Raw genomic sequence first — 26387 nt, forward strand, 5'->3', positions numbered from 1 at the left:
CGGGACGCAGATCAGCCCAGGCCCGCGGCCCGGAACTGCGCCAGGATGTCAGACTGCGGGCGCGCACCCACATGACCGATCACCTCGGACGCCGCGATGATGCCCATCCGGCCCGCGACCTCCAGCGGATGCCCGGATGCCAGCCCATAGATCAGGCCCGCCGCGAACTGATCGCCCGCCCCGGTCGCGTCCACCGGCACGACGCGCCGCACCGGCACCGTCACCCGCTCTCCGTCGCGGATCAGGATCGCGTCCTCGCCCGACCGGGTGCAGATCACCGTGCCGCAATCGGCGACCGCCAGCCGCAGCGCCTCCTCCAGGTCCTCGACCTGATACAGCGACTGCCATTCGTGGACGTTGCCGATCACGTAATCCATCGGACCCGCGACCAGCTTGCGGAAATCGTCGCGGTGGCGGTCCACGCAGAACGGGTCCGACAGGGCGATCCCCGCCTGCCCGCCCGCCGCGTGACAGCATTCGGCGGCCTTCAGGAACGCGGCCTTGCCCTTGTCCTTGTCGAACAGATAGCCCTCCAGGAACAGCCAGCCCGCGCCGTCGAACACCTCGGGCGCGACCTCCTCGGGCCCCAGCTCGGCCGAGATCCCCAGATAGGTGTTCATCGACCGCTCGCCGTCCGGCGTGACAAAGATGATCGTGCGCGAGCTGGGCAACGCGCCCCCCGCCACCGGCGCATTCACGAACCGCGTGCCCGCGGCCTCGGTCTGGCGCGCATACAGACGCCCGATCTCGTCATCCGCGACGCTGCCGATGAACGCCGTGCGCAGGCCCAGCCCGCCGATGCCCGCCAGCGTGTTCGCCACGCTGCCGCCCGCGACCATGCGCGCCTGGTCACGGCGCGCGGAATGGTCGTCGGCCTGCGCCGCCATCAAGTACTCGGACCGTTCGCGGTCGACCAGCTGCATGATGCCCTTGGTGATGCCAAGGGTGTCCAGCCGCGCTTCCTCGGTCGGTGCGATGATGTCCATCACGCATTGCCGATCCCGACGATATAAGGGGTCATGCGGTCTTCTCCTCATAGGGGCACAGGTCGCGGATCGGGCAGATGCCGCAGCGGGGTTTGCGCGCCTGGCAGACATAGCGCCCGTGCAGGATCAGCCAGTGATGCGCGTGGGTCTGGAACCGGGCGGGAACGTTGTCCTCGATCGCGCGCTCGACCTCGTCGACGTCGCGGCCGGGGGCGATGCGGGTGCGGTTGCCGACGCGAAAGATATGCGTGTCGACCGCCTGCGCCGGGTGGCCAAAGGCACAGGACAGCACCACATTCGCGGTCTTGCGCCCGACGCCCGGCAGGCTGGTCAGGGCGGCGCGGCTGTCGGGAACCTGGCCCGCGTAATCGTCGACCAGGATGCGCGACAGCGCGATGACGTTCTTGGCCTTCTGCCGGAACAGGCCGATGGTACGGATATGCTCGGTCACGCCCTCGACGCCCAGCTCCAGCATCTTTTCGGGCGTGTCGGCCACCGCGAACAACCCGCGCGTCGCGCGGTTCACGCCGACATCCGTCGCCTGCGCCGACAGCGCCACCGCCACGACCAGGGTGAACGGATTCACGAACAGCAGTTCGGTCTCGGGCGCGGGGTTCGCCTCGGACAGCCGCGAAAAGATCGCGACCTGATCGGCAAAGGGCAACGGGGGCGGAATGCGACGCTGGATGGCCATGCCTGCTTTTGACCGCCGCGGCGCCCGTTTGCAAGCGCGCCCCGCCCCGACCCGCCACGGGCGGGTTTCTGCCACGTTTCCAGTGACCTCCACGAAACAGTGACTTTCCTTTGGCGCGGAACTGCGACAGCTTGCCACGCGTTGACGGCAGATCCCGGAATCGGTTCCACCGACCCGCCGGGGCAGCCACGAACGCACCGGGTATGGCACCAAGGCCCGCCCGCGACCCAAGGAAAGGGAGCCCGATGAACCTCCGCAAGACTTCGATCCTGGCCGTTTGTGGCCTGACCCTGCTGGGCGCCTGCGCGCCCGCGATGACCGATACCGGCACCGGCGCCACCGGCCTCAGCCGCACCCAGCAGGGCGCGCTGGCGGGCGCCGCCGTGGGCGCGCTGTATGGCGGCACCCGCGACAGCGACAGCAACAACCAGGGCCGTGACGCCGCACGCGCCGCGATCATCGGTGCCGCCGCAGGTGCGGTCGCCGGCAACATCCTGGACCGCCAGGCGGCGGCGCTGGAACAGTCGATCAGCAACCCGAACGTGCAGATCATCAACCGCGGCAGCTATCTGCAGGTCATCCTGCCCGAGGGCATCCTGTTCGCCACCGGATCGGCCGCCGTGTCGGGCGTGGCGCAGAACGACCTCTATGCCGTCGCGCGCAACCTGAACCAGTACCCGAACAGCCGGGTCGAGGTCGTGGGCCACACCGACAACACCGGCAGCGCCGCCCTGAACCAGGACCTGTCGCAGCGTCGCGCACAATCGGTCGCGGGCATCCTGGCCGCCGCCGGCGTGGCATCGGGCCGTCTGTCGGCGCTTGGCGCCAGCTTCAACCAGCCGATCGCGTCGAACGACACCGCCGCAGGACGCGCCCAGAACCGCCGGGTCGAGATCCTGATCCGTCCCACGCAGTAATCCTGCCGCATCACGACCAGAGGCCGGGCCATCGCCCGGCCTCTTTGCATTGGCGGGGTCCGGTTCTAGGATGTCCTTCCAGAACCCCGGAATCCCGCCATGTCCGACCCCGACAGCCCCTTCCAGCCCATCGACGCCGCCCGCCTGTCCGACGCGGTCGTGGCCCAGATCGAGGCCCTGATCCTGCAGGGCGTGCTGCGCCCCGGCGAACGCCTGCCGGGCGAACGCGATCTGGCCGACCGCATGGGCGTCAGCCGCCCGTCCCTGCGCGAGGCGCTGGCCGCGATGCAGGCCGACGGGTTGCTGGTCACCCGACCCGGCGCGGGCGTGTTCGTGGCCGATGTGCTGGGCAGCGCCTTTTCCCCGGCGCTGGTGCGGCTGATCGCGCGCCATCCGCAGGCCGCCGACGACTATCTGGCGTTTCGGAAGGACTTGGAGGGGCTGGCCGCCGAACGGGCCGCCCTGGCCGCCGGAGAGACGGACCTGGCCGTTCTGGACCGTATCGTGCAGGCCATGCGTCACGCCCATGCCAGCCCCGATCCGCAGATCGAGGCCGCGCTGGACGCCGATTTCCACATGGCCATCGTCGAATCCAGCCACAACCTGATCGCACTGCACCTGATGCGCGCGATGCAGGACCTGCTGCGCCAAGGGATGCTGTTCAACCGCCCCCGGATCTTTGCCAGCCCGGAGCTGCGCGACCGGCTACTGGACCAGCACATCGCCATCAACGACGCCCTGCAGGCGCGCGACGGCCCTCGTGCCCGCGCGGTGCTGGAGGATCACCTGGACCTGGTCGCGCGGACCCTGACCGCGCAGCGGCGCGCCGACGATCATGCGGCCGTGGCGCGACTGCGCCTGCAGAACCGCCGCGCGCCATAGAAAAAGGGCCCCCAAAGGGGCCCTTTCGATCACTGTCCGTCAAGGATCAGTTCAGGCGACGCGCCACGTCTTCGATGGCATCGTCGATCCCGGCCGAACGCTGTCCGGCGCGCACCTGGCCTGCCAGGATCTCTCCGGCGGCGGCGATGGATGCGGCAACGGCACGGTCACGGACCGCACGCACCGCGTCGCTCTCGGCGCTGGCGATCTGGTCCTGGGCCGCCTGCAGGCGACGGTCGATGGAGCGGGCCAGATCCTCGCGCGCCTTGGCGGCTTGGGCTTCGGCCTCGCGCTTGGCATTGGCGACGATCTGGTCGGCCTGCGTCTTGACCTCGCGCGAGCGACGCTCGTAGCTGGCATAGATCTCCTGCGCTTCCTCGCGCAGGCGACGGGCCTCGTCCAGGTCGTTGCGGATGCCTTCGGCGCGCTTGTCCAGCAGGCCGCCGATCAGGCCCGGGACCTTGAAGTAGACCAGCACCCCGATGAAGCCCAGAAAGGACAGCAGCACGATGAAGTCGGTGTTGCGCAGCGAGAAGAAACCGTAATCCCCCGATGCGGCCATGGCGGGTCCGGCGCTGAGCAGGATCAGCGTTGCGATCATGCGGTTCATTGCACGGCCCCTTTCATGCGCCCGTCCAGGGCTGCGGCCACGGTGGCGTCGTCGGCTTGGCCGCCAAAGGTGCGGACCAGCTCGGCGGTGACATCCTGTGCCACCTCGCGTGCGCTGACATCGGCGGATGCGCGGACGTCGCGGATGCGCGCCTCGGATTCGGCTGTGCGGGCAGAGATTTCGGCATCGGCCCTGGCGATCGCCTGGTCCAGCTGCGCCTGGATGTCGGCGCGGTTCCGGGCGACGATGGCCTGTGCCTCGGTGCGGGCATCGGCCAGCGCCTTGTCATAGGCAGCCTCGGCCTCGCGGGCCTTCAGCTTGAATTCTTCGGCGGCCATCAGATCGCCGGTGACGGCACCCTGACGGTCGGACAGAACGGCCGCGATCCGCGGCAGGGCCACGCGCGACAGGACCAGATACAGGACCACCAGCGTGACGACCAGCCAGAAGATCTGGTTGCCGAACGTGGCGATATCCAGCTGCGGCAGGCCCGCAGATTCGGCGGCGTGACCGGCTGCATCGACCCCGTGGGTCGCGGCATCCGCGCCGTGGGTCGCCGCATCGTCGATGACGATCGCGCCCTCAGTGGTTTCGACCGCGGTGGTGGCGGCCTCTTGCAACAGGCTGAACATATCCTACCCCATGGCCTTGGAACGAACGAAGGGGCGGGGGACAGGCCCCCACCCCGCCGCAAGGATGGCCGTGGATCAGACCGCGAACATCAGCAGAAGCGCGACGAGGAACGAGAAGATCCCCAGTGCTTCGGCGAATGCCATGCCGATGAACAGCGTGGCGGTCTGGCCTGCAGCGGCCGACGGGTTGCGCAGGGCGCCGGCCAGGAAGTTGCCGGCAACGTTGCCCACACCCAGAGCAGCCATGCCCATGCCGAATGCGGTCAGGCCGACGCCGATGTACTGGCCCAGTTCTCCGATATTGCCTTCCATGGTATTTCTCCTTGCGGTTGGAAGTTGGTCGATCTTGGTGGATGCGGACCCGGAACGGGACCGCGCAGGGGCTGCGAGGACCGTCGCGTCAGTGCGACGGGTGCAGCGCGTCCTTGAGGTAAACGCAGGTCAGGATGGTGAACACATAGGCCTGGACGATGGCGACAAGCACCTCGAAGGCGTACATCCCGATGACTGCGATAATGGCGATGGGGGCGACGGCGGCGATGGCCGCGAAGCCTGCGAAGACCTTGATGACGGCGTGGCCGGCGATCATGTTGCCCGCAAGACGAATGGACAGCGACAGCGGACGCACGAAGTAGCTGATGACCTCGATCACGGCCAGCACCGGACGCACGGCCAGCGGAGCCGAGCGGACCCAGAACAGGTCCAGGAAGTGCAGGCCGTTCTTGGCGAAGCCGATGATCGTCACGCCGAAGAACACCGCCAGCGCCAATACGCCGGTTACGGCGATATGCGAGGTCGTGGTGAAGGCCAGCGGCAGCAGGCCCAGCAGGTTCGCGAAGACCACGAACATGAACAGCGTCAGGATGTAGGGGAAGTACCGCAGGCCATCCTTGCCGGCGATGTCCTCGATCATCTTGTGGACCAGGCCGTATGCCATCTCGGCGATGGACTGGGCGCGGTTCGGCACGATGGCGCGGCCACGGGTGCCCAGCACCAACAGCGCGATAGATGCCAGCGCGGTCAGCGCCAGCCACAGCGTCACGTTGGTCGGCGTGTACCACGCCACGGGCCCGTTACCGAACAGCGGCGAGACCACGAACTGGTCCATCGGGTGGAATTCAAGGCCGCCGCCAGTTGCTTCCGTCGCCACGATCAGTCCCTTTCGTCACGTTCCGACGGATCGCCGGATTTCCTGTCAAGCTCGGACGCGGTGCGCATCATAGATTTGACGCCAGCCGCAAGGCCGAGGAAGATGAACAGAACCATCAGGAAGGGCTTTGTGCCCATCAGATAGTCCAGTCCGTAACCGACCACGAAACCCAGCCCAAGGCCGGTCACAAGCTCGATCACCATGCGCCAGGCGAGATTCGCCTGTTCGTACTTTCCCATCGGGCCGGGGCCTTCGGGTTTTGGCGTCAGGGCTGCCAGCTTGGCCTCCAGCGCGCGCAGCCGGTCGCATCCGCCGCCCTGTCCGCATCGCCCTGGGGTTTTTCGGCCATCTGTCACGCCCCCGACGTCGTTGGCCGCTGTCTAGGGGCAGACGCCCCCCAAGTCAAGCAACTGGCCCCTGCCCGCAACGCGTTGATCCACATGACATTTTCTGTACGACGGCGATCTTGCATTCCCGGCGCCGCCGCGCCATCATTCAACCGCCCGGTTGACCATCGCCCCCCGCAGAAAGCCCCGCCATGACCCCGCCCACCCCGCCGGACCGGCTGGACCTGATCTTTGCGGCCCTGTCGGACCCGACGCGGCGTCGGGTGTTGTCGATGCTGCTGGAGGATGACATGGCGGTCAGCGACGTCGCCGATCCGTTCCAGGTCAGCCTTGCCGCCATCTCCAAGCATCTGGCGGTGCTTGCAGCCGCCGGCCTGATCCGGCAGGAGAGGCGCGGCCGGATCACCTGGTGCAAGCTTGACCCGGACGGGATGCGGACGGCCTCGGTCTGGATGCAGGGGTTCGGGCAGTTCGACCCGGTGGACCTGGACGATTTCGAACGCTTTCTGGATGTACAGCTGAGGGATGACGATGACCAAGACGCCTGACGTGCTGTGCATCGGCGCGATGCTGTGGGACGTGATCGGCCGCGCGCCGCGCCGCATGGCGCCGGGCGCCGACGTGCCGGGCCGCATCCGCCACCTGCCGGGGGGCGTGGCGCTGAACGTGGCGGTCGCGCTGGCGCGGTGGGGCATGACGCCGTCGGTCCTGTCCGCCGTGGGCCGCGATTCCGAGGGCGAGGGCCTGATCGCCGAGGCGCAGCGCCTTGGCGTGATGACCGAGCACCTGACGCGCGACGCGGGCCTGCCCACCGACTGCTATATGGCGATCGAGGACAGCGAGGGGCTGATCGCCGCCGTGGCCGACGCACTCAGCCTGGAGCTGGCCGGCGCCGCGATCCTGGCGCCGCTGGACGCCCTGCCCGCCTGGACCGGCCCGGTCGTCCTGGACGGGAACCTGACCGAGGAGCTGCTGGCCGCCATCGCCCGCGACCCGCGCCTGATGCGCGCCGACCTGCGCGTGGTGCCCGCCAGCCCCGGCAAGGCCGAACGCCTTGAGCCGCTGATCGCCGCGCGGCGCGGCTGTTTTTATCTGAACCGGCTTGAGGCCGAGATCCTGGCCGGACGCGCCTGCGCCAACGCGGCCTTGGCCGCCGAGGCCGTCGTTGCGCGCGGCGCGGCCCGCGTTCTGGTCACCGACGGCCCGAACCCCGCGGCCGAGGCGATCGCCGGCGGCCCCACCCTGACCCATCAGCCCCCCACCGTCACCGTGGAACGCGTGACCGGGGCGGGCGACTGCTTTCTGGCGGCCCACCTAGCCGCCGAACTCAAGGAAATGCCGCGCGACGCGGCGCTGCGGCAGGCCGTCAGGGCCTCGGCCGCGCATGTCTCCGGAAAGGACGTCCCGTGACCCATACTGCCCCCCTCACCTTCGCCCCCGAGGTTCGCGACGCGCTGGATCGCGGCCTGCCCGTGGTGGCGCTGGAATCGACCATCATCACCCACGGCATGCCCTGGCCCCAGAACCTGGAGATGGCCGAGAAGGTCGAGGCCACCATCCGCGAGGGCGGCGCGGTCCCCGCGACCATCGCCGTCATGGGCGGCCAGATCCATATCGGCCTGACGCCCGAGGCGCTGCGCGCCCTGGCCCAGACCCCGCCCGCCGAGGCCATGAAGCTGAGCCGCGCCGATCTGGCGGTCTGCATCGCGAACGGTCGCACCGGCGCCACCACGGTGGCGGCCACGATGATCTGCGCGCAGCTGGCGGGCATCAAGGTGTTCGCCACCGGCGGCATCGGCGGCGTCCATCGCGGGGCCGAGGACAGTTTCGACATCTCGGCCGACCTGCAGGAGCTGGCGCAGACCGCCGTGACGGTCGTGGCCGCAGGTGCCAAGGCGATCCTGGACCTGCCCAAGACCTGGGAGGTGCTGGAGACCCTGGGCGTGCCGGTCATCGCCTATGGCCAGGACGAGCTGCCGGCCTTCTGGTCGCGCGCCTCGGGCATCAAGGCGCCGCTGCGCATGAACACGCCCCAAGAGATCGCCGCCGCCGCCGCCATGCGCGCGGCCCTGGGCCTGAAGGGCGGCCAGCTGGTCGCGAACCCGATCCCGGAGGCGCCGAGATCCCGCAGGACCAGATCATGCCCGTGATCGAACAGGCCCTGTCCGAGGCCGCGACCCAAGGCATCGCCGCAAAGGCGGTGACGCCCTTCCTGCTGGGCCGCATCTTCGAGCTGACCGAGGGACGGTCGCTGGACAGCAACATCGAACTGGTTCTGAACAACGCCCGCCTGGCCGCGCGGATCGCCGCCGCGATGGCCTAGGGGACGCGCTGCGACGGGAACAGGGCCGCCAGATCAAAGCTGTCGGCCTTGTTCAGCTTGTCCGCGTGATCGGCCAGGAAACTGTCCGCGGCCGATTGCCCGGCCTCTTTCATCGCGGCCAGAAGGCCGGGGCGCGGCATCATCTTGGAGCGCGCCGACAGGTCGGTCATCAGCTTGTCGTCGTCGATCAGGTGGATCAGCACGTTCTTCATCGCGTCCGGGTCCATCTTGCCCTGCGCGAACAGGCGCTTGACGAAATTGATCGCGCGCAGCTGGTTCATCAGGCTGCTGTTGAAGCTGACCTCGTTCACGCGGTCCGATATCTCGACGGGGGTGCGGGGCAGCACCTCGCGCATCAGCGGGTTGATCGCCACGATCAGGATGTCGCGCGGCAGGCTGGGGCGGTACAGCGGGAACAGCGCCGGGTTGCCCGCATAGCCGCCGTCCCAATAGGCCTCGATCCGGCCCGTGTCCGGGTCGTGGATCTCGACCGCACGGAACAGCGTCGGCAGGCAGGCCGAAGCCATCACCGCATCCGCCGTCGCCTGCCCTCCGGTGAACACCTTGATGCGGCCCGTGCGCACGTTCGTCGCCGCGACATACAGGTCGGGCCCGCGATCAACGGTGAAATCGGCCCAAGGCAGATCGCGCAGCAGCGATTCCAGCGGGTTGACGTAGAACGGCCCGTAATCATAGGGGCTGAACAGCCGCGTCAGGTTGTCCATCCAGGCGGCGGGCGACACCATCTCGGTCCAGCGCTGCATGCCGCGGGACATGGGCATCACCGATTGCGTCCAGCGCACCACGCGGTTGTCGCTTTTCGATCCGACCTGCGACCACAGCGCATCCAGGTTCTTGCGCGCGGCGCGCCGCCCCGCCAGACCCTTGCCGGCCGCCAACCCCGCCTTGAGCGCCGCCCCGTTCAGCGCCCCGGCCGATGTCCCACTGATCGCCGAAAATTCCAGCCATTCCTCGTCCAGCAGCCGGTCAAGAACGCCCCAGGTAAAGGCGCCATGCGCGCCGCCGCCCTGCAGGGCCAGGTTGATGCGTTTGGTCTCCAAGGCGCGCGTCCTTTCCATGATGCAGTCGCAGCATCATACAAAGGTCCGAAATCGTGGCAAGTTCCGCGCCGATGCTGCACTGCGGCATCAGGCCCAGGTTTCGGGCCCCTGCGCCATGGCGGCACCATAGCGCGCGCCATGCGCCCATCCGGCGGGCAGCAGCGCATCAATCTGGGCCAACTGATCGCCGGTCAGGGACAGGCCCGCGCCGCGCTCAATCTGGCGCCAGTGGTCCACGCTGCGCGATCCCGGCAGCGCGATGACATGTGGCGCGCGGGACAGCACCCAGGCAATCGCCATGGCCGCAGGGCTTTCGCCCTGATCGCGCGCCCAGTCCGCGAATGCCTGCAACCGCGGCAGGTTGCGCGCCCAGTTGTCCGGGTGAAACCGCGGCATGCCCGCGCGCAGATCGCCCGGCGCAAAGCCTGCCGGGTCGGGCGGCACATCGCCAAACACCCCCCGCCCGACCGGAGAGAACGCCACCAGCGCCGCCCCGTGGCGCGCGCAGGCATCGACCATGCCCAGCTCGACCTGACGCGACCACAGCGAATATTCCGACTGCACGGCGGCCACCGGACCGATGGCACAGGCGCGGTCCAGCGTGGATGGCGCCACTTCGGACAGGCCGATGGCGCCGATCTTGCCCTCCGCCTGCAGGCGCATCAGCGCTCCCATCGCCTCCTCTACGGGACGACCTGCCTGGCGGCGGTGCAGATAGTACAGGTCGATCCGCTCGACCCCCATGCGGCGCAGCGACCGGTCCAGCGCGGCGCGCAGATAGGCGGGCGAATTGTCAAAGGGGTGGTCCGGGTCGCGGGTGATGCCCGCCTTGCTGGCGATGGTCACGCGACCCCTGTGGCGCGCCAGAACCGGGGCCAGCATCTCCTCGGCCCCGCCCGCGCCATAGACGTCGGACGTGTCGATATGATCGATCCCCATCTCGACGCAGGCGTCGATCACGCGCTGGCTGTCGGCCGCATCCGCCGCGCCATAGGTGCCCTGAAAGTTCATCGTCCCCAGGGCCACGGACCCCACCAGGGGACCGCCCTGCCCCAACTGGCGACGCGGGATCACTCGGCGTTGGCCTCGGCGCGGCTTTTTCCGGCGACGTCCAGCGCCAGCGTCGCGGCCATGAAGCGGTCCAGATCGCCGTCCAGCACGCCTTGGGTGTCGCTGGTCTCCTCGCTGGTGCGTAGATCCTTGACCATCTGATAGGGGTGCAGGACATAGCTGCGGATCTGGTTGCCCCAGCCCGCATCGCCCTTGGCGGCGTGCTGGGCGTTCACCTCCGCGTTGCGGCGGTCCAGCTCCATCTGGTACAGGCGCGCCTTCAGCGCGGCCATGGCGTTGGCGCGGTTCTGGTGCTGGGACTTTTCCGACGACGTGACGACGATGTTGGTCGGCAGGTGGGTGATCCGCACGGCCGAATCCGTGGTGTTGACGTGCTGCCCGCCCGCGCCCGACGACCGATAGGTGTCGATGCGGATGTCGCGGTCTGGGATGTCGATCTCGATGTTGTCGTCGACCACCGGATAGACCCAGACGCTGCTGAACGACGTGTGCCGCCGCGCAGCGCTGTCATAGGGGCTGATGCGGACCAGCCGGTGCACGCCCGATTCCGATTTCAGCCAGCCATAGGCGTTGTGCCCGGTGATCTTGTATCCCGCGCTGCGGATGCCGGTCTCCTCGCCCTGCGTCTCTGACAGCAGCTCGACCTCGTATCCCTTCTTCTCGGCCCAACGCACGTACATGCGCGCCAGCATCGACGCCCAGTCGCAGCTTTCGGTGCCGCCCGCGCCCGCGTTGATCTCCAGGAAGGTGTCGTTCGCGTCGGCCTCACCGTTCAGCAGGGCCTCCAGCTCCTTCTGGGCGGCCATCTTGGCCAGCGCCTTGAGGTTGCCCTCGGCCTCGGTCACCAGCTCGGCGTCGCCCTCCTCCTCGGCCAGCTCGACCATCTCGGCATTGGCCGACAGGTCGCCCTCGATCCGGCGATAGGTCTCGATGGCGTCCGACAGGGACTGACGCTCGCGCATCAGCTTCTGCGCGCGGGCGGGGTCAGACCACAGGTCGCCATCCTCGATCATGGCGTTCATCTCTTCCAGGCGATGCGGCGCGGTGGTCCAGTCCAGGCGCTGGCCCAGCAGGGTCAGGGAACGGCGGATGGCCTCGATGTTGGACTGCGTCTCGGCGCGCATGGGCGGATTCCTTCGGTCAGGCGTCAGGTCCGGGGTGATACCGCGAAGGCCGACCTTGGGCAAGACCGGCGCAACGGCGCGACACGACCCCCGCGCGATGCGCGCAACGGTTTAGGACGCCCCATCGTCACAGCGGAGGGCGGGGGGTGCGGGGGGCAGCAGGCCCCCCGCCGTCGCGGGACGCAACGAACCGTCCGGCCTCAGTACAGCCCGCCCGAAGACATGGTGCCGAAATCGGTCCGCCCCGGAATGACCCGCCGTTCCCCGGTCGAGGTCGTGATCGACTGCCCGCCGCCGCTCGCCCCGGCCTCCCACGGCAAAATCACCACCTCGTCGCCAAAGCCGGACACGACATAAGGCGCCAGCCAGTCGGGATCGGTACCGTCGCGGAAATACTCGGCGATCACGTTCGGGCCGCTGGCAGTGTCGGGCAGGCGCTGGCCGGTCACGCGGTCGATCTTGACCCAATAGCCGCCGGGCGGAACGGTGAACTCGGTCCCGCCATACTCGGCCACGGCCTCGCGCATGAAGGCGTTGAAGACCGGAACGCACAGCGTGCCGCCAAAGGCACGCTCGCCCAGGGACCGCGGCTGGTCATAGCCCAGATAGCAGCCCGCCACGATGTTGCTGGAATAGCCGATGAACCACACGTCCTTGGCGTCGTTGGTCGTGCCGGTCTTGCCCGCGATCGGCACGGGCAGATCGACGCCCGACGCGGACCCGCGCTCGACCGCGCCTTCCAGCATCGAGGTCAGCTGATAGGCCGTCACCGCATCCATCACCCGCTCTCGGTTGCTGTCGATCACCGGCGCCTGACCGGCGGGCATGGCCTGCATGGCGCAGGTCTCGCAGACGCGCTGGTCGTGGCGATAGACGGTGCGCCCACGGCGGTCCTGCACGCGGTCGACCAGCGTGGGCTCCACGCGTTCGCCGCCATTGGCGAACATCGCATAGGCGGCGACCATCTTGAACAGCGTCGTCTCCTGCGCGCCAAGCGCGTTGGCCAGGAACGGCGACAGCGCGTCATAGACGCCGAAATCCTCGGCATAGCGGGCCACCTGCTCCATGCCGATGTCGTCGGCGATGCGGATGGTCATCAGGTTGCGGGACTGTTCGATCCCGGTGCGCAACGGCGTCGGTCCGTAATGGCGCCCTGACGAGTTCTGCGGCTCCCACAGGCCCTGGGGCGTGTTGATGCGGATCGGCTCGTCCACGACGATGGTCGCGGGGGTATAGTTGTTGTCCAGCGCCGCCGCATAGACGAAGGGCTTGAACGCCGACCCCGGCTGGCGCTGCGCCTGCGTCGCCCGGTTGAACACGCTGCTTTCGTAGGAAAACCCACCCTGCATCGCCAGCACGCGGCCGGTGTTCACGTCCATCGCCATGAAGCCGCCCTGAACCTCGGGCACCTGACGCAGGCTCCAGCGCGTGAAATCGGCGCCGTCCATCATCGCGCGGACCAGCACCACGTCGCCCACCCGCACCAGATCGCCCGCCACCTGCGCGCGGTCGCCCAGGGTGCCCGTGTCGCGGTCCAGGGGCCGCGCCCATTGTACGTCGGACGCAGGCACCCAGTGGCCGTCGCCGTCCTCCTCGATCCCCTCGATGCCGATGCGGGCATCCGACGCGCCAACCTCCAGCACCACCGCCGGGTGCCAGCCAGGAATGTCGCGCGGCAGGCGCAGGTCCCACAGCGCGCCGCGCCAGCTGGCCTCGTCGGTCAGCAGCCCGGCGTCGATCACCTCTCCGGTGCCGCGCCAGACGCCGCGGTTGCGGTCGTAATCCTCAAGCGCTGTCTGCAACGCGCTGGCCGCCTCCGACTGCAGGTCGGGATCGACGGTCGCGCGGATGGTCAGGCCACCGCCAAAGAACTCCTCCTGGCCGAATTCCAGGCTCAGCTGGCGGCGGATCTCGTCGGTGAAATAGTCGCGCGGCGGCAGCGCGCGGCGGAACGACGGATAGTCGCCGTTCTGCACCGACCGCAGCGGCAGCATGGCCTCGGCCTCATAGGTGGCCTCGTCGATGAACCCGTTCTGCCACATCTCGCGCAGGACATAGTTGCGCCGCTCGGTCACGCGCTCCTTGGCGGTAACGGGGTGATAGCGGCCGGGCGCCTGCGGCATGGCGGCCAGCATCGCGGCCTCGTGCGGGGCCAGTTCGGTCAGCGACTTGTTGAAATAGGTCTGCGAGGCCGCCGCGATGCCAAAGCTGTTCTGGCCCAGGAAGATCTCGTTCAGGTACAGCTCCAAGATCTGATCCTTGGACAGGCTGCGTTCCAGCCGCGCGGCCAGGATCAGCTCCTTGACCTTGCGTTCGACGCTGCGGTCGCTGGACAGAAGAAAGTTCTTCATCACCTGCTGGGTGATGGTGGACGCCCCGCGCACGCTGGACCCGCCCGTGGCCGCCGCCTCGAAGGCCGCCGACAGGATGCCCCGGATGTCATATCCCGGATGGCTGTAGAAGTTCTTGTCCTCGGCGCTGATGAAGGCCTGCTTGATCAGGTCTGGCACCTCGTCGATGGGCACGAAGATGCGGCGTTCCTCGGCGAATTCGTCGATCAGCTGGCCTTCGGCGGAATAGATGCGGCTGATCGTCTTGGGCGAATACTGGGCCAGCGTCTCGTGGCTGGGCAGGTCGCGCGAATAGATCCAGAAAATGCCGCCGATGGTCAGCGCCGCAAAGAACACCCCCGTGACCACCCAGGAAAAGATCGCACCGAAGAAAGACAGGATGGGTCGCAGCACGGGGTCAGCCTTTGTCGGGGTTTCGCCGCGTCTATAGCGACCACCGGCCCCCCGGTCAAAGCAACACTGGGTGTATCAGTGACGAAGCAGGCCCGCGCGCGCCTGTTCGTCGCGCCACCAGCCGGTCGTGGCCTCGGCGACCGCCTCGACCATGCGGGCGCGCCAGTCGGGATCGGTCAGGTTCGCCAGATCAGTCTGGTCCGAGATGAACCCCAGCTCCAGCAGGACGGAGGCGATGTCCGGCGATTTCAGCACCGAAAACGCCGCCCCCTGCACCGGGCGCCGTGCAGCCCGATCCCGCGCAGCGCCATGCGCGATGTCAGCAGCCGGGCAAAGGCCTCGGACCGGGGCTGGGTGTCGGTGCGGGCGAAATCCATCAGCACGGTCGCCAGCGCATCGTCGTGGCCGCGCAGGTCCATCCCCGCCAGCAGGTCGTCGCGCTGGTGCCGCATCGTCAGCTGCTGGGCCGCCCGCGTGTCGGACGAACTGTTCCAGACATAGACCGTGGCCCCCGCCGCCTGCCCCTGCGGCAGCGCGTCGGCATGCAGCGACAGCAGCAGATGCGACCCGGATTGCCGGGCGGCGGTCATCCGGTCCTCCAGCTTGACATAGACGTCGCTGTCGCGGGTCATCGTCACCGTCACGCCCCGCGCCTGCAGGGCCGTGCGCAGCTCCTGCGCGAATGTCAGGACCAGTTCGGCCTCGGTATCGGACCCCGCCTGCGCGCCGGGATCAAAGCCGCCGTGACCGGGGTCCAGCGTCACCGTCAGCCCCGGCGCAGTCGGCGGCGGCGGCAGTTCGGCCGGATCGGGCAGGTTGCGCAGCGCGGCCGCGGCCGACGGGCGGGGGGCGAAATCCTCGATCGCGACGGGGTTCAGGGTGATGCGCAGCCGCGCCTCGGCGCCCTGGGTGCGCATCCCCGCCTGCGCCACGCGATAGGGGCCGGGCAGCTCGATCACCAGCCGCGACCAGCCGTGCCGAAAACTGCCCCACCGGATCGCGGGCGCCAGGTCCTGTCCGAACAGGTCGGCGGGATTGCGGCCCGCCAGATCGACGCCCTTCAGGTCCACGACCAGCCGCGCGGGTTCCCCCACCAGAAAGGCCCGCCATTGCACGGGACGATCCAGCGCCAGCGACAGGTCCAGCGGCTGCGGGCCGAACGCGCGGTGCCACCAGCCCTGCGGCGCCTGCGTCAGGGCCGATCCGCCCAGAATCAGCCGTGCCGGGTCCTGGGCGTGAACCGGACCCGCCAGCAGCAGCAGGATCAGCAGCAAAAGCCTCATCTGGCCGCCATGAAGGCCGTCAGGCGGGCCAGGCCCTCGGCGATGTCCGCCGTCGCGCGGGCATAGGAAAACCGCAGCGTGCGCGACCCGCGATCGGGGTCGAAATCCAGACCCGGCGTGACCGCGACGCCCGCCTTGTCCAGGATCTCGGCGGCAAAGGCCACGGAATCGTCGGTCAGGTGCGACACGTCGGCATAGATGTAGAACGCCCCCTCGGGCGGTGCGATGCGGTCGAACCCTGCGCGCGGCAGGCCCTCCAGCATCAGGCGGCGGTTCTCGGCATAGACGGTACGGTTGGCCTCGGCCTCGGGGATGCAATCCAGTGCGGCCAGTGCCGCGACCTGGCTGGCATGGGGCGGACAGATGAACAGGTTCTGCGCGAGCCGTTCCACCGTGCGGACCATGTCCGGGGGCACGACCATCCAGCCGACCCGCCATCCGGTCATGGAAAAGTATTTGCTGAAAGAGTTTACGACCAGAACCTCATCCGTCACCTCAAGTGCGGAATGACAGCGGTCGGCATAGGACAACCCGTGATAGATCTCGTCCGATATCACCGCCATGCCCCGCGCGGATGCCGCCTGCGTCAGCGCCGACAACTCCGGCACGGTCAGCACCGTCCCCGACGGATTGCCGGGCGACGCCAGGATCAGGCCCTGCACGTCGTCGGGCAGATCCTGCGGGCGCGGCTGATAGCGATCCTCGGGGCGCGTCGGGATACCGACCGGGGTCAGCGACATCGCGCGCAGGATCTGGCGATAGCTGGGATAGCCGGGATAGCCCATCGCCACCCGGTCCCCGGCGTCGAACAGCGCCGAAAACGCCAGGATGAACGCGCCGCTGCTGCCCGGCGTCACGACGACCCGCGCGGGGTCCAGATCGACCCCGTACCAGCGGCGGTACAGATCCGCGATTCCCTGCCGCAGCGCCGGCAGGCCCAGGGCCACGGTATAGCCAAGCGGCTGTTCCAGCGCCTGCGCCAGCGCCTGTCGTGCGCCGAGGGGGGCGGGAGTGCCGGGCTGGCCGACCTCCATGTGGATGATGTGGCGGCCCGCGGCTTCGGCCCGGGCGGCCGCCTCCATCACGTCCATCACGATGAACGGGTCAACCTGTCCGCGCAGGGAGTGTCGCATTGGCTCGGCCTCATTTTTGATCCGTGATAGCGCGGGACGGCGTCACGCTCCAGCCTTTAGGCACAGGTGATCCGTCACGCAGCCGTGTCGGGGGCGTTCTTGCCATCGCAGGCGCGTCGGTCCAAGCTGTGACCCACACCAGACCAAGGGATGCCCATGACACGCCTGACCGCCGCCTTTTTCCTGGGGACCAGCCTGGCCCTGTCCGCGCCCGCGATGGCCTTCGACATCTCGGCCATGACCGACGATGAAAAGGCCGCCTTCGGCGAGGCCGTGCGCGGGTATCTGATGGAAAATCCGCAGGTTCTGATCGAATCGATCAACGTGCTGGAAAGCCAGCAGGCCCAGGATGCCGCACAGACCGACCTGCAGCTGGTGCAGGCCAACAGCGACGCGCTGTTCGCCGACGGCCACAGCTGGATCGGCGGCAACCCCGAAGGCGATCTGACCATGGTCGAGTTCATCGACTATCGCTGCGGCGTCTGTCGCCAGTTCAACGCCGAGGTCTTCGACGCCGTCGAGGAAGATGGCAACATCCGTCTGATCCTGAAGGAATTTCCTATTCTTGGCGAAGAAAGCGTGCTGTCCAGCCGCTTTGCGATTTCGGTCCACCAGATCGCCGGGGACGAGGCCTATCTGAAGGCGCATGACGCACTGATGGCGCTGCGCGCGCCCGCCACCCCAGAATCCCTGCGCGGCGTGGCCGAGGAGATCGGCGTCGATGCGGATGCGATCATGGCGCATATGGACACCGACGCGGTGAACATGGTGCTGCAGAAGAACCAGGACTTGGGACAGACGATGGCGATCCAGGGGACGCCGACCTTCGTGATCGGCGACCAGATGCTGCGCGGCGTCCCGCGGGCGGGCGTGGCCGAAACCATCGCCCAGATCCGCGAAACCATGTGATCAATCGGCGCTGCTGCGGGAATAGACATCCTCGTACCGGATGATGTCGTCCTCTCCCAGATAGCTGCCGGTCTGCACCTCGATCAGGACCATCGGCACCTTGCCGGGGTTCTCCATCCGGTGGACGGCGCCCAAGGGGACATAGATCGACTGGTTCTCGGTCACCAGTGTCACGCTGTCGTCGACGGTGACGCGCGCGGTGCCCGACACCACGATCCAATGTTCCGACCGATGAACATGGCTTTGCAGCGACAAAGCCGCGCCTGGTTTCACCACGATGCGCTTGACCTGGAAGCGGTCGGCCAAGGCCAGCGTCTCGAACCAGCCCCAGGGGCGATGGTCGCGGGGAAACGCCTCGGCCTGCTTGGCGCGCTTGGCCTTCAGCGCGGACACGGCCAGCCGCACGTCCTGCGCGCGGCTGCGGTCGGCCACAAGAACCGCGTCCGACGTCGCCACGACCATCACGTCGCGAAGCCCGATGCCCACGACCTTGAGATCGTCGCTGTCCGACCGCAGCAGCACGTCATGGCAATCGATCGCGGTCGAATTGGCATCCGTGACCACCCCGTGATCAGAGGGCGCATGGTCAAGCGCCTCGCGCCAGACGGCGTCCCAGCCCCCCAGATCCGACCAGCGGCCGGAAAACCGCACCACCGTCAGGTTGTCGGCCTTTTCCATGACCGCATAGTCGATCGACTGATCCTCGACCCCCGCCCAGCGCCTTGGCCAGGCGCAGGAAACCCAGGTCCAGATGCGCTTGGTCCAGCGCCTGCTGGACCGGCTCAAGGTATGCGGGGGCATGGGCGAGGAACGCCTCGATCATGGTGCGCGCGCTGAACAGGAAGATGCCGGCGTTCCACAGATAGTTGCCCGCGGCCAGCATCTGGCCCGCACGGTCGGCATCGGGCTTTTCCACGAACCGCGCCAGGGGCTGCGGCCCCTCTCCGGCACCGGCCAGTTCCAGATAGCCATATCCCGTTTCAGGCCGGTCGGGGGTGATGCCGAAGGTCACGATGCGCCCCTGCACCGCTGCCTGCGCGCCTTGGGCCACGGTGGCGGCAAAGGCCTCCGCATCGGGGATCACGTGGTCGGACGGCGCCACCAGCACCAGCCCGTCGGGATTATCCGCGGCAACCATCAGCGCCGCCGCCAGGATCGCGGGCGCGGTGTTGCGGCCCATGGGTTCGATCACAATGCGACCGGCCGCGATGCCCGCCTGTTCCAGCTGTTCGGCCACGATGAAGCGGAAATCGGAATTGGTCATCACCACCGGCGCCGCGAATCCCGGCCCCGACAGCCGCCGGGCCGAGGCCTGGAACAGCGTCTCGTCCCCGGTCAGGGCGGCGAACTGCTTGGGAAAGCTTTTCCGGGACACGGGCCATAGCCGCGTGCCCGAACCGCCCGCCATCAGCACCGGTGTAATCATCGTCATCGCAAACCCCTTGGGCGAACCCCGCCCTGTCATCATTCCTGCCGGTTGCATCCGGCCCTCACCGCAGTCAAGGGCCAAGCGCCGCCAGCGTCAAGTCGCACCCCCGATATCGCCGCAAAGACCCCGCCCGCACGGGCACGGGGGGGCAGTCTTCGCGCGTCTTTGCGCGCTTGCTGCTGCGACGGGCCGTTCCGGCCGCCAAGGGCCGGGCCTGTCGATGGGGAAACGGCGCATGGGGTCGCCTTATTCCCCACCCATGCTCAACTGCAGCCGCTGGTGCCGCCGCAGGTGTTGCATTTCATGCAGGTGCCGTTGCGCACCAGCGTATAGTTGCCGCATTCGCCGCAGGGATCGCCCTCGTATCCCTGCATCCGGGCCTTGGCGCGCAGGTCCATCCCGGTGGCCATGCCGGTCGTGACGGCGGCCACCGACACGCCCGCCTGCAGCGCCATCAGGTCCTGCGGCATCCGCTTGCGCAGGTAACCCGCGCTGCTGATCTGCTTCAGCATGGTCAGCGACTTCAGCTCGGACGGCTGACTGGGCCGCCCCTCGTCCTCGCCGCCGCCCAGGTCGTCAAAGCTGGCGCCCGTGGGCACGACATGGGCCAGGTCGGTGCGGTCCAGATAGCTGACGGCCAGTTCGCGGAACACATAGTCCAGGATCGAGGTCGCGTTCTTGATGCTGTCATTCCCCTGCACCATCCCCGCCGGTTCGAACCGGGTAAAGGTGAAGGCGTCCACGAACTCCTCCAGCGGCACGCCGTATTGCAGGCCCACCGACACGGCGATGGCGAAATTGTTCATCATCGCCCGGAAGCCCGCGCCTTCCTTGTGCATGTCGATGAAGATCTCGCCCAGCTTGCCGTCGTCATATTCGCCGGTGCGCAGATAGACCTTGTGCCCGCCGACGATGGCCTTCTGGGTGTACCCCTTGCGGCGCTGCGGCAGCTTTTCGCGGTTCGACCGCACGATCTCCTTGACGATGACGCGCTCGACGATCCGCTCGGCCAGGACGCGGGCCTTGTCGTGGGTGGACCCGTGGGCCAGGACCTCCTCGGCCTCCTCGTCGTCGTCGATCAGCGCGCTGGCCAGCGGCTGGCTCAGCTTGGACCCGTCGCGATAGAGGGCGTTGGCCTTGATCCCCAGGCTGTGCGACAGCTCGTACGCCGCCAGCGTGTCGGCGATGGTCGCGCTGGAGGGCATGTTGATCGTCTTGCTGATCGCCCCCGAGATGAAGCTTTGCGCCGCCGCCATCATGTGGATGTGGCTTTCCACCGACAGATAGCGCGTCCCGGTCTTGCCGCAGGCATTCGCGCAGTCGAACACCGACAGGTGTTCGGCCTTCAGATGCGGCGCGCCTTCCAGCGTCATCGTCCCGCAGACATGGTCGTTGGCCGCGTCGATCTGCGCCTTGCTGAAGCCCAGGTGGCGCAGCAGGTCAAAGGTCGGGTCCGACAGCTTGTCCGCCGGGATGCCCAGAGTGCCGCGGCAGAAATCCTCTCCCAACGTCCACTGGTTGAAGACAAAGCGGATGTCGAAGGCCGACGGCAGCGCGCCTTCGACCTTGGCGATCTCGGTGGCGCCAAAGCCGTGACCGGCAAGCGACGCATGGTTGATGCCGGGGCAGTTGCCCAAGGTGGCGTGGCCCACGGCGTGGCCCACGATCTCCTCGATCTGGGCGGGGCGATAGCCCAGCTTTTCCAGCGCCGCGGGGACCGACTGGTTGATGATCTTGAAATAGCCGCCGCCCGCCAGCTTCTTGAACTTGACCAGCGCGAAATCCGGCTCGATGCCCGTGGTGTCGCAATCCATGACCAGGCCGATCGTGCCGGTGGGCGCGATGACCGTGGTCTGGGCGTTACGGAAGCCATGCGCCTGACCCAAAGCCAGCGCCTCGTCCCAAGCCGCGCGGGCCAGGTCGACCAAGGCGGCGTCGGGACAGTTCGCGGCGTCCAGCGCCACGGGGGCGACGTTCACGCCCTCGCACGCCGTGCCATGCGCGGCGGCACGGTGGTTGCGGATGACGCGCAGCATGTGGCCGGCGTTGCGGGCATAGCCGGGGAAGGCGCCCAGTTCGGCGGCCATCAGCGCGCTGGTCGCATAGGCGGTGCCGGTCATGATCGCCGACAGCGCCCCGCAGATCGCGCGGCCCTGATCGCTGTCATAGCCCAGACCCATGTTCATCAGCAGACCGCCGATATTGGCGTATCCCAGCCCAAGCGTGCGGAAATCATAGCTGCGCTGCGCGATTTCCTTGGACGGGAACTGCGCCATCAGCACGCTGATCTCCAGCGTGACGGTCCACAACCGGCTGGCATGGACATAGGCGTCGGCATCGAACCGTCCGTCGGTCCAGAAGGTCAGCAGGTTCATGGACGCCAGGTTGCAGGCGGTGTCGTCCAGGAACATGTATTCGCTGCACGGGTTCGACCCCCGGATCGCCCCGTCCTCGGGGCAGGTGTGCCAGGCGTTGACCGTGTCGTGGAACTGGATGCCCGGATCGGCGCAGGCCCAGGCCGCGTGGCCGATCTGGTCCCACAGATCGCGCGCCGACACGGTCTTGGCGACCTTGCCGTCGGTGCGGCGGATCAGCTCCCACGGGGCATCCTCGCGCACGGCGCGCAGGAAGGCGTCCGTCACCCGGACCGAGTTGTTCGAGTTCTGGCCCGACACCGACACATAGGCCTCGGAATCCCAGTCCGTGTCATAGGTCGGGAATCCGATGCTGTCGAAGCCCTGCCGCGCATATTGCAGCACGCGGTTCACATAGGTTTCGGGGATCATCGCCCGCTTGGCGCTGCGGATCGCGGCCTTCAGCGCGTCGTTCCGGGCCGGATCGGCCTCTCCACCACCGTTGCGGATCGCGGCAAAGATGCCGTTCAGCTCGCGTTCGTGCAGCTTGGACCCGGCCACCAGGGACGCGACCTTCTGCTCCTCGATCACCTTCCAGTTCACGAAGGCTTCGATGTCGGGATGGTCCATGTCGCAGATGACCATCTTGGCCGCGCGGCGCGTGGTGCCGCCCGACTTGATCGCGCCCGCAGCCCGGTCGCCGATCTTCAGGAACCCCATCAGGCCCGACGACTTGCCGCCGCCGGACAGCTTTTCCCCCTCGCCGCGCAGCGACGAGAAGTTGGTGCCGGTGCCGCTGCCATACTTGAACAGGCGCGCCTCGCGGACCCACAGGTCCATGATGCCGCCCTCGTTCACCAGATCGTCGCTGACCGACTGGATGAAGCAGGCATGCGGCTGCGGATGCTCATAGGCGCTGGTCGATGCGGTCAGCTTGCCGGTCTTGTGGTCGACATAGAAATGCCCCTGCCCCGGCCCGTCGATGCCATAGGCCCAGTGCAGGCCGGTGTTGAACCATTGCGGGCTGTTCGGCGCGGCCATCTGGCGGGCCAGCATGTGGCGCATCTCTTCCAGATAGGCGCGGGCATCGGCCTCGGTGGTGAAATAGCCGCCCTTCCAGCCCCAATAGGTCCAGGCCCCGGCCAGGCGGTCAAAGACCTGACGGGCGCTGGTCTCTCCGCCGAAGCGCGCGTCCTCGGGCAGATCGGCCATCGCGGCGTGGTCGGGAACGTGGCGCCACAGGAACTCGGGCACGCCCTTTTCGCGGACGGGCTTCAGGCGCGCGGGGACGCCGGCACGGCGAAAGTATTTCTGGGCGATGACGTCGCTGGCGACCTGGCTCCAGCCCTGGGGCACCTCGACCGCATCGTTGCGAAAGACCACCGTGCCGTCCGGATTGCGGATCTCGCTGAGGGTGGTGGTGAACGCGATGCCGCCATAGGCCCCGCCGGTGTCCGTGGTAAAGCGCCGCTCGATCTTCATCCCTGCCCGTCCTTCCGGTCCCCTGCGCGCAGCCGCGATCCGCCCGTTCAGGGCGCGTCCGCCCGGGGGGCGTTCGTCAGATCAGGACTGCTGCGACGTTCCTGTGGTTGCCCAAAGTCGGACCACCACATCTTGTGCCATACTGGCGATTGCCCACAAACTGCCGCCGGTTCGACCGTCTTTCAACTGAATTTTTTAGCGATCACGCCGGGGAAAGCCGTTGACAGGCAGCCCCAGCACCCCCCGCGGGATTCGCGCACAGAGGCGCCTGACGGCAGGTGGTGCACCCTGCGGGACATGCGATATGTCATGCGCGATCAGACCCTTGCCGGACATGGTGCACAACTTGTCCACAGGTTTATCCGCATTTCATCCCCAGGTTGCGCACAGCCGATGCAGATCTGCCACGCCAAGCGGAAATCAGCGCACGGGGGTCAGCGCGCCGCGGTCGGTGACGATCAGGTCCAGCGGCTGATCGGTCGGCTCTGCCGGGATCAGATCCAGCCGCTGACACGCAAAGGCCAGCCCGATGGCCGTCACCGGGCCCGATTTCCGCAGCAATTCCAACGTTCTGTCATAGAAACCGCCGCCATAGCCCAAGCGGTTTCCCCGCTTGTCGAACCCCGCCAGCGGCACGATCAGCACCTGCGGCTGCATGACCGGGGCCGATTCGGGGGGATGGGCGGTTCCGAAGGCTCCGGGCACCAGCGCATCGCCCTGCCAGCGGCGAAAGACCAGCGGACGGGCCTTGCCCATGACCACCGGCAGCACGACAGGACCGTCATGCGCGGCCATCGCGGGGCGCGGATCGGCCTCGTCCCGCATGGGCCAGTATCCGGCCAGCACCGCCCCCGCATGGGGGGCCAGCACCGCGATCAGGTGACCGGTCAGGGCCTGCGCATCGCCCCCGGCGGCCCGGGCGGCCAGGGCATGGGCGCGCAGGGCGGCCTTGTCCGCGATCATAGGAGGACGATGGTGGCCAGGCCCAGAAAGGCCAGAAAGCCGATCACGTCGGTCATCATGGTGACGAACGTCCCCGATGCCAGCGCGGGGTCCGCGCCCAGCTTGTTCAGCCCAAGCGGGATCAGGATGCCCGCAAGCGCCGCCACCAGCAGGTTGATGACCATCGCCGACCCGATCACCGCCGCCAGCCCCGGATCGCGGAACCAGGCATAGGTGATGGCCGCCATGATGACGCCAAAGATCACCCCGTTGGTCAGCCCCACGATCATCTCTCGGCGCACCACGCGCAGCGCGTTGGTCCGCGACAGGTCGCGTGTCGCCAGACCGCGCACCGCGACGGTCAGCGTCTGCGTCCCCGCATTGCCGCCCATCGACGCGACGATCGGCATCAGCACGGCCAGCGCGACCAGCTGCGCGATGGCATCCTCGAAGAACGCGATGACGCTGGCGGCGGCCAGGGCGGTCACGATGTTGGCGCCCAGCCACGGGACCCGCTGTCCCACGGTCTGCCAGACACTGTCGGTGATGGAGGATTCGTCGCCCACGCCGGCCAGGCGCAGGATGTCCTCCTCGTGTTCCTCGTCCAGGATCGCCATGGCGTCGTCGATGGTGATGACGCCGACCAGCCGGTCGTCGCGGTCCACCACCGGGGCCGAGATCAGGTGATACTGGTTGAAGACATAGGCGACCTCTGCCTCCTCGGCAAAGGCGCTGATGGTGCGAAAGCTGTCCTCGGCCAGCTCGCGCAGGGTCGCGTCGCTGCGGGACGCCAGCAGGCGGCCAAGCGTGACATAGCCCACCGGGTGGCGGCGCGGATCGACCAGGATGATGTGATAGAACTGCTCGGGCAGCCATTCCTCGGCGCGCAGGAACTCGATGGCCTGTGCGACGGTCCAGTGTTCGGGCGCGGTCACCACCTCGGACTGCATCAGGCGACCGGCGGAATATTCCGGATAGGCCAGCGACTGCTGCACCGCCGCGCGGTCGCCCGCGTCCAGCGCAGCCAGGATCAGGGCGCGGTCGGCGTCGCCCAGGTCCTCAACCAGATCGACCACGTCATCGCTGTCCATCTCGCGCACGGCGTCGTCCAGGACGGCGCGGGGCAGCTGGTCCAGAACCTCCTCGCGGATGGATTCGTCGATCTCGGACAGGATCTCGCCGTCGATGCCGTCGGCATACAGCGTCAGGAAGGCGCGCCGGTCAGCGGGCGTCAGCCGCTCGATCAGGTCGGCGATGTCGGCCGGGTGCATCGGCTCCAGCGCGGCGTCCAGCCCGGCGCGGTCGCCGGCGTCCACAGCCTGGTCGACGCGGTCCAGCAGATCGTCGGTCTCGGTCGCGCGGTTTTCGTCGGCCATGCTGCCCCCTGCGTTCTTGTCGTGTCAGCCGTTCAGCAGGTCCAGCGCGGCACGGTGCAGCGCCTCGGACGCGGCGGCGATCACCTGACCGCCCTGGGCGGCAGGCCCGCCCTGCCAGTCGGTCACGATGCCGCCCGCGGCCTGCACCACCGCCAGCGGACCCGCGATGTCATAGGATTGCAGCCCTGCCTCGATCACCAGATCGACCTGGCCCAAGGCCAGCAGGCCATAGGCATAGCAGTCCAGCCCGTACCGCGTCAGCCGCGCCCGGTCGGCCACGCGGCGAAACGCGGCAGCCTCGGCCGGGGTGCCGACCTCGGGGAATGTCGTCAGCAGCGTCGCGCGGTCCAGGGGCGTGTCGCCGCGCACCCGCAAGGCGCGTTCCCCGGCGGCCGAGGTCAGCCGCGCAAGGCCAAGCCCCCCCTCGAACCGTTCGCCGACATAGGGCTGGTCGATCAGGCCATAGATCACGTCCCGCCCATCGGACAGGCCGATCAGCACGCCCCAGCTGGCCGCACCGCACAGGAACGCGCGTGTGCCGTCGATCGGATCCAGGATCCATGTCAGCCCACTGGTGCCGGGGGTCGCGCCGTATTCCTCGCCGAGGATGGCGTCATCGGGCCGCTCGCGGGCCAGAACCGCGCGCATGGCGCGTTCGGCGTCGCGGTCGGCCTGGGTCACCGGGTCGAAATCGGCCGGCCGCTTGTTGTCGGCCGCCAGATCGGCATGGCGGAACCACGGCAGGATCGCCTGACGGGCCGCGTCGGCCATCAGATGCGCGGTGCGGATGATCTGGTCTGCGTCCTGCATGCGGCCCCCTGCGTGTCGTCACGCCGGGTGTAGCCTGTCATGCGCCGGGGGACCAGCGGTCAAAGGGGGCCGTCGTCCGGCGGTCATACGGCGCGGGACGGCGGCAGGGTCATCCGCCTTCTGGCGGT

At 68.2% G+C, this 26387-nt stretch carries 22 protein-coding genes and 3 pseudogenes; 6 read left to right on the top strand and 19 right to left on the bottom strand.

What is annotated here, in order from left to right; translation table 11 throughout:
* Positions 1-11: 11 nt before the first annotated feature.
* Positions 12-1021, bottom strand: a pseudogene (locus TY51_RS00520) (adenosine kinase).
* Positions 1018-1680: an endonuclease III gene (gene nth / locus TY51_RS00525; RefSeq protein WP_042244499.1), complete on the bottom strand. Its 663-nt coding sequence runs from the start codon at positions 1678-1680 to the stop codon at positions 1018-1020. Before nth ends, TY51_RS00520 begins: the two are co-directional and overlap by 4 nt.
* Positions 1681-1925: 245 nt before the next feature.
* On the opposite strand from nth, the gene TY51_RS00530 reads away from it, so the two are divergent.
* Positions 1926-2597, top strand: a complete 672-nt coding sequence (locus TY51_RS00530; protein WP_042244501.1) for an OmpA family protein — start codon at positions 1926-1928, stop codon at positions 2595-2597.
* Positions 2598-2696: 99 nt separating this feature from the next.
* Positions 2697-3479 carry a FadR/GntR family transcriptional regulator gene (locus TY51_RS00535; protein WP_042244503.1) on the top strand — a complete coding sequence of 261 codons (783 nt, stop codon included), beginning with the start codon at positions 2697-2699 and terminating at the stop codon, positions 3477-3479.
* Positions 3480-3525: 46 nt separating this feature from the next.
* On the opposite strand, the gene TY51_RS00540 is transcribed toward TY51_RS00535, so the two are convergent.
* From TY51_RS00540 to TY51_RS00560, 5 genes are all read right to left on the bottom strand, one after another.
* The gene (locus TY51_RS00540) at positions 3526-4089 is read right to left on the bottom strand and encodes a F0F1 ATP synthase subunit B (protein WP_042244505.1); all 564 of its coding nucleotides are present in this window, start codon (positions 4087-4089) and stop codon (positions 3526-3528) included.
* Positions 4086-4721 carry a F0F1 ATP synthase subunit B' gene (locus tag TY51_RS00545; protein WP_081994624.1) on the bottom strand — a complete coding sequence of 212 codons (636 nt, stop codon included), beginning with the start codon at positions 4719-4721 and terminating at the stop codon, positions 4086-4088. Before TY51_RS00545 ends, TY51_RS00540 begins: the two co-directional genes overlap by 4 nt.
* 75 nt (positions 4722-4796) lie before the next feature.
* On the bottom strand, positions 4797-5033 hold the full coding sequence (locus tag TY51_RS00550) for a F0F1 ATP synthase subunit C (RefSeq protein ID WP_042244507.1): 237 nt from the start codon (positions 5031-5033) through the stop codon (positions 4797-4799).
* Between the two features lie 88 nt (positions 5034-5121).
* Complete coding sequence (locus tag TY51_RS00555; protein WP_042244509.1) at positions 5122-5871, bottom strand: F0F1 ATP synthase subunit A; 750 nt, start codon at positions 5869-5871, stop codon at positions 5122-5124.
* 2 nt (positions 5872-5873) lie between these two features.
* Positions 5874-6110, bottom strand: coding sequence for an AtpZ/AtpI family protein (locus tag TY51_RS00560; RefSeq protein WP_081994625.1), 237 nt, complete (start codon positions 6108-6110; stop codon positions 5874-5876).
* Between the two features lie 299 nt (positions 6111-6409).
* Between TY51_RS00560 and TY51_RS00565 the strand changes: the two genes are divergently transcribed.
* The 3 genes and pseudogenes from TY51_RS00565 to TY51_RS00575 all read left to right on the top strand — a co-directional run bounded on the left by TY51_RS00565 (position 6410) and on the right by TY51_RS00575 (position 8541).
* Positions 6410-6766 carry a helix-turn-helix transcriptional regulator gene (locus TY51_RS00565; protein WP_042244512.1) on the top strand — a complete coding sequence of 119 codons (357 nt, stop codon included), beginning with the start codon at positions 6410-6412 and terminating at the stop codon, positions 6764-6766.
* Positions 6750-7628, top strand: a complete 879-nt coding sequence (locus tag TY51_RS00570) for a PfkB family carbohydrate kinase (protein ID WP_042244514.1) — start codon at positions 6750-6752, stop codon at positions 7626-7628. The genes TY51_RS00565 and TY51_RS00570 overlap by 17 nt, the downstream gene beginning before the upstream one ends.
* 44 nt (positions 7629-7672) lie before the next feature.
* A pseudogene (locus TY51_RS00575) lies at positions 7673-8541 on the top strand (pseudouridine-5'-phosphate glycosidase).
* Here the strand turns inward: TY51_RS00575 and TY51_RS00580 are convergent.
* From TY51_RS00580 to TY51_RS00605, 7 genes are all read right to left on the bottom strand, one after another.
* Positions 8538-9602, bottom strand: coding sequence for a patatin-like phospholipase family protein (locus TY51_RS00580; RefSeq protein WP_042244515.1), 1065 nt, complete (start codon positions 9600-9602; stop codon positions 8538-8540). The pseudogene TY51_RS00575 and the gene TY51_RS00580 sit on opposite strands and share 4 nt — an antisense overlap.
* A gap of 87 nt (positions 9603-9689) precedes the next feature.
* Positions 9690-10676 (bottom strand): aldo/keto reductase, encoded by a 987-nt coding sequence (locus TY51_RS00585; RefSeq protein WP_081994626.1) that lies wholly within the window; start codon positions 10674-10676, stop codon positions 9690-9692.
* Positions 10673-11797 carry a peptide chain release factor 2 gene (prfB, locus tag TY51_RS00590; RefSeq protein ID WP_042244517.1) on the bottom strand — a complete coding sequence of 375 codons (1125 nt, stop codon included), beginning with the start codon at positions 11795-11797 and terminating at the stop codon, positions 10673-10675. The genes TY51_RS00585 and prfB overlap by 4 nt, the downstream gene beginning before the upstream one ends.
* Before the next feature lie 200 nt (positions 11798-11997).
* Complete coding sequence (locus tag TY51_RS00595; protein WP_042244519.1) at positions 11998-14541, bottom strand: penicillin-binding protein 1A; 2544 nt, start codon at positions 14539-14541, stop codon at positions 11998-12000.
* A 75-nt stretch (positions 14542-14616) separates the two neighbouring features.
* A complete protein-coding gene (locus TY51_RS23855; RefSeq protein ID WP_255351372.1) occupies positions 14617-14796 on the bottom strand; it encodes an N-acetylmuramoyl-L-alanine amidase in 180 nt (59 codons plus the stop codon).
* Entirely contained in the window at positions 14790-15824 is a 1035-nt protein-coding gene (locus TY51_RS00600; RefSeq protein ID WP_255351373.1) for an N-acetylmuramoyl-L-alanine amidase, read from the bottom strand. Before TY51_RS00600 ends, TY51_RS23855 begins: the two co-directional genes overlap by 7 nt.
* Positions 15821-16957 carry a pyridoxal phosphate-dependent aminotransferase gene (locus TY51_RS00605; protein ID WP_042244521.1) on the bottom strand — a complete coding sequence of 379 codons (1137 nt, stop codon included), beginning with the start codon at positions 16955-16957 and terminating at the stop codon, positions 15821-15823. The genes TY51_RS00600 and TY51_RS00605 overlap by 4 nt, the downstream gene beginning before the upstream one ends.
* A gap of 156 nt (positions 16958-17113) precedes the next feature.
* Here TY51_RS00605 and TY51_RS00610 point away from each other — a divergent pair, with 156 nt between their 5' ends.
* On the top strand, positions 17114-17866 hold the full coding sequence (locus tag TY51_RS00610) for a DsbA family protein (protein ID WP_081994627.1): 753 nt from the start codon (positions 17114-17116) through the stop codon (positions 17864-17866).
* On the opposite strand, the pseudogene TY51_RS00615 reads toward TY51_RS00610, so the two are convergent.
* The 5 genes and pseudogenes from TY51_RS00615 to TY51_RS00635 all read right to left on the bottom strand — a co-directional run bounded on the left by TY51_RS00615 (position 17867) and on the right by TY51_RS00635 (position 26259).
* Positions 17867-19292, bottom strand: a pseudogene (locus TY51_RS00615) (mannose-1-phosphate guanylyltransferase/mannose-6-phosphate isomerase). It abuts the gene before it with no gap.
* 266 nt (positions 19293-19558) lie between these two features.
* The gene (locus TY51_RS00620) at positions 19559-23131 is read right to left on the bottom strand and encodes a vitamin B12-dependent ribonucleotide reductase (RefSeq protein WP_042244525.1); all 3573 of its coding nucleotides are present in this window, start codon (positions 23129-23131) and stop codon (positions 19559-19561) included.
* Between the two features lie 420 nt (positions 23132-23551).
* Positions 23552-24094 (bottom strand): 5-formyltetrahydrofolate cyclo-ligase, encoded by a 543-nt coding sequence (locus TY51_RS00625; RefSeq protein WP_042244527.1) that lies wholly within the window; start codon positions 24092-24094, stop codon positions 23552-23554.
* The gene (mgtE, locus tag TY51_RS00630; RefSeq protein ID WP_042244528.1) at positions 24091-25449 is read right to left on the bottom strand and encodes a magnesium transporter; all 1359 of its coding nucleotides are present in this window, start codon (positions 25447-25449) and stop codon (positions 24091-24093) included. Before mgtE ends, TY51_RS00625 begins: the two co-directional genes overlap by 4 nt.
* 24 nt (positions 25450-25473) lie before the next feature.
* Positions 25474-26259, bottom strand: coding sequence for an inositol monophosphatase family protein (locus TY51_RS00635; protein WP_042244530.1), 786 nt, complete (start codon positions 26257-26259; stop codon positions 25474-25476).
* Between the last annotated feature and the right edge of the window lie 128 nt (positions 26260-26387).

The sequence above is a fragment of the Paracoccus sp. PAMC 22219 genome, assembly GCF_000787695.1.
GTDB lineage: Bacteria > Pseudomonadota > Alphaproteobacteria > Rhodobacterales > Rhodobacteraceae > Paracoccus.

Bases quoted from the DNA above. Each gene is read 5' to 3' on its own strand.
- nth (WP_042244499.1), bottom strand. From the start codon at position 1,680: ATGGCCATCCAGCGTCGCATTCCGCCCCCGTTGCCCTTTGCCGATCAG.
- TY51_RS00530 (WP_042244501.1), top strand. From the start codon at position 1,926: ATGAACCTCCGCAAGACTTCGATCCTGGCCGTTTGTGGCCTGACCCTG.
- TY51_RS00535 (WP_042244503.1), top strand. From the start codon at position 2,697: ATGTCCGACCCCGACAGCCCCTTCCAGCCCATCGACGCCGCCCGCCTG.
- TY51_RS00540 (WP_042244505.1), bottom strand. From the start codon at position 4,089: ATGAACCGCATGATCGCAACGCTGATCCTGCTCAGCGCCGGACCCGCC.
- TY51_RS00545 (WP_081994624.1), bottom strand. From the start codon at position 4,721: ATGTTCAGCCTGTTGCAAGAGGCCGCCACCACCGCGGTCGAAACCACT.
- TY51_RS00550 (WP_042244507.1), bottom strand. From the start codon at position 5,033: ATGGAAGGCAATATCGGAGAACTGGGCCAGTACATCGGCGTCGGCCTG.
- TY51_RS00560 (WP_081994625.1), bottom strand. From the start codon at position 6,110: ATGGGAAAGTACGAACAGGCGAATCTCGCCTGGCGCATGGTGATCGAG.
- TY51_RS00565 (WP_042244512.1), top strand. From the start codon at position 6,410: ATGACCCCGCCCACCCCGCCGGACCGGCTGGACCTGATCTTTGCGGCC.
- TY51_RS00570 (WP_042244514.1), top strand. From the start codon at position 6,750: ATGACCAAGACGCCTGACGTGCTGTGCATCGGCGCGATGCTGTGGGAC.
- prfB (WP_042244517.1), bottom strand. From the start codon at position 11,797: ATGCGCGCCGAGACGCAGTCCAACATCGAGGCCATCCGCCGTTCCCTG.
- TY51_RS00600 (WP_255351373.1), bottom strand. From the start codon at position 15,824: ATGAGGCTTTTGCTGCTGATCCTGCTGCTGCTGGCGGGTCCGGTTCAC.
- TY51_RS00605 (WP_042244521.1), bottom strand. From the start codon at position 16,957: ATGCGACACTCCCTGCGCGGACAGGTTGACCCGTTCATCGTGATGGAC.
- TY51_RS00610 (WP_081994627.1), top strand. From the start codon at position 17,114: ATGACACGCCTGACCGCCGCCTTTTTCCTGGGGACCAGCCTGGCCCTG.
- TY51_RS00620 (WP_042244525.1), bottom strand. From the start codon at position 23,131: ATGAAGATCGAGCGGCGCTTTACCACGGACACCGGCGGGGCCTATGGC.
- TY51_RS00625 (WP_042244527.1), bottom strand. From the start codon at position 24,094: ATGATCGCGGACAAGGCCGCCCTGCGCGCCCATGCCCTGGCCGCCCGG.
- mgtE (WP_042244528.1), bottom strand. From the start codon at position 25,449: ATGGCCGACGAAAACCGCGCGACCGAGACCGACGATCTGCTGGACCGC.
- TY51_RS00635 (WP_042244530.1), bottom strand. From the start codon at position 26,259: ATGCAGGACGCAGACCAGATCATCCGCACCGCGCATCTGATGGCCGAC.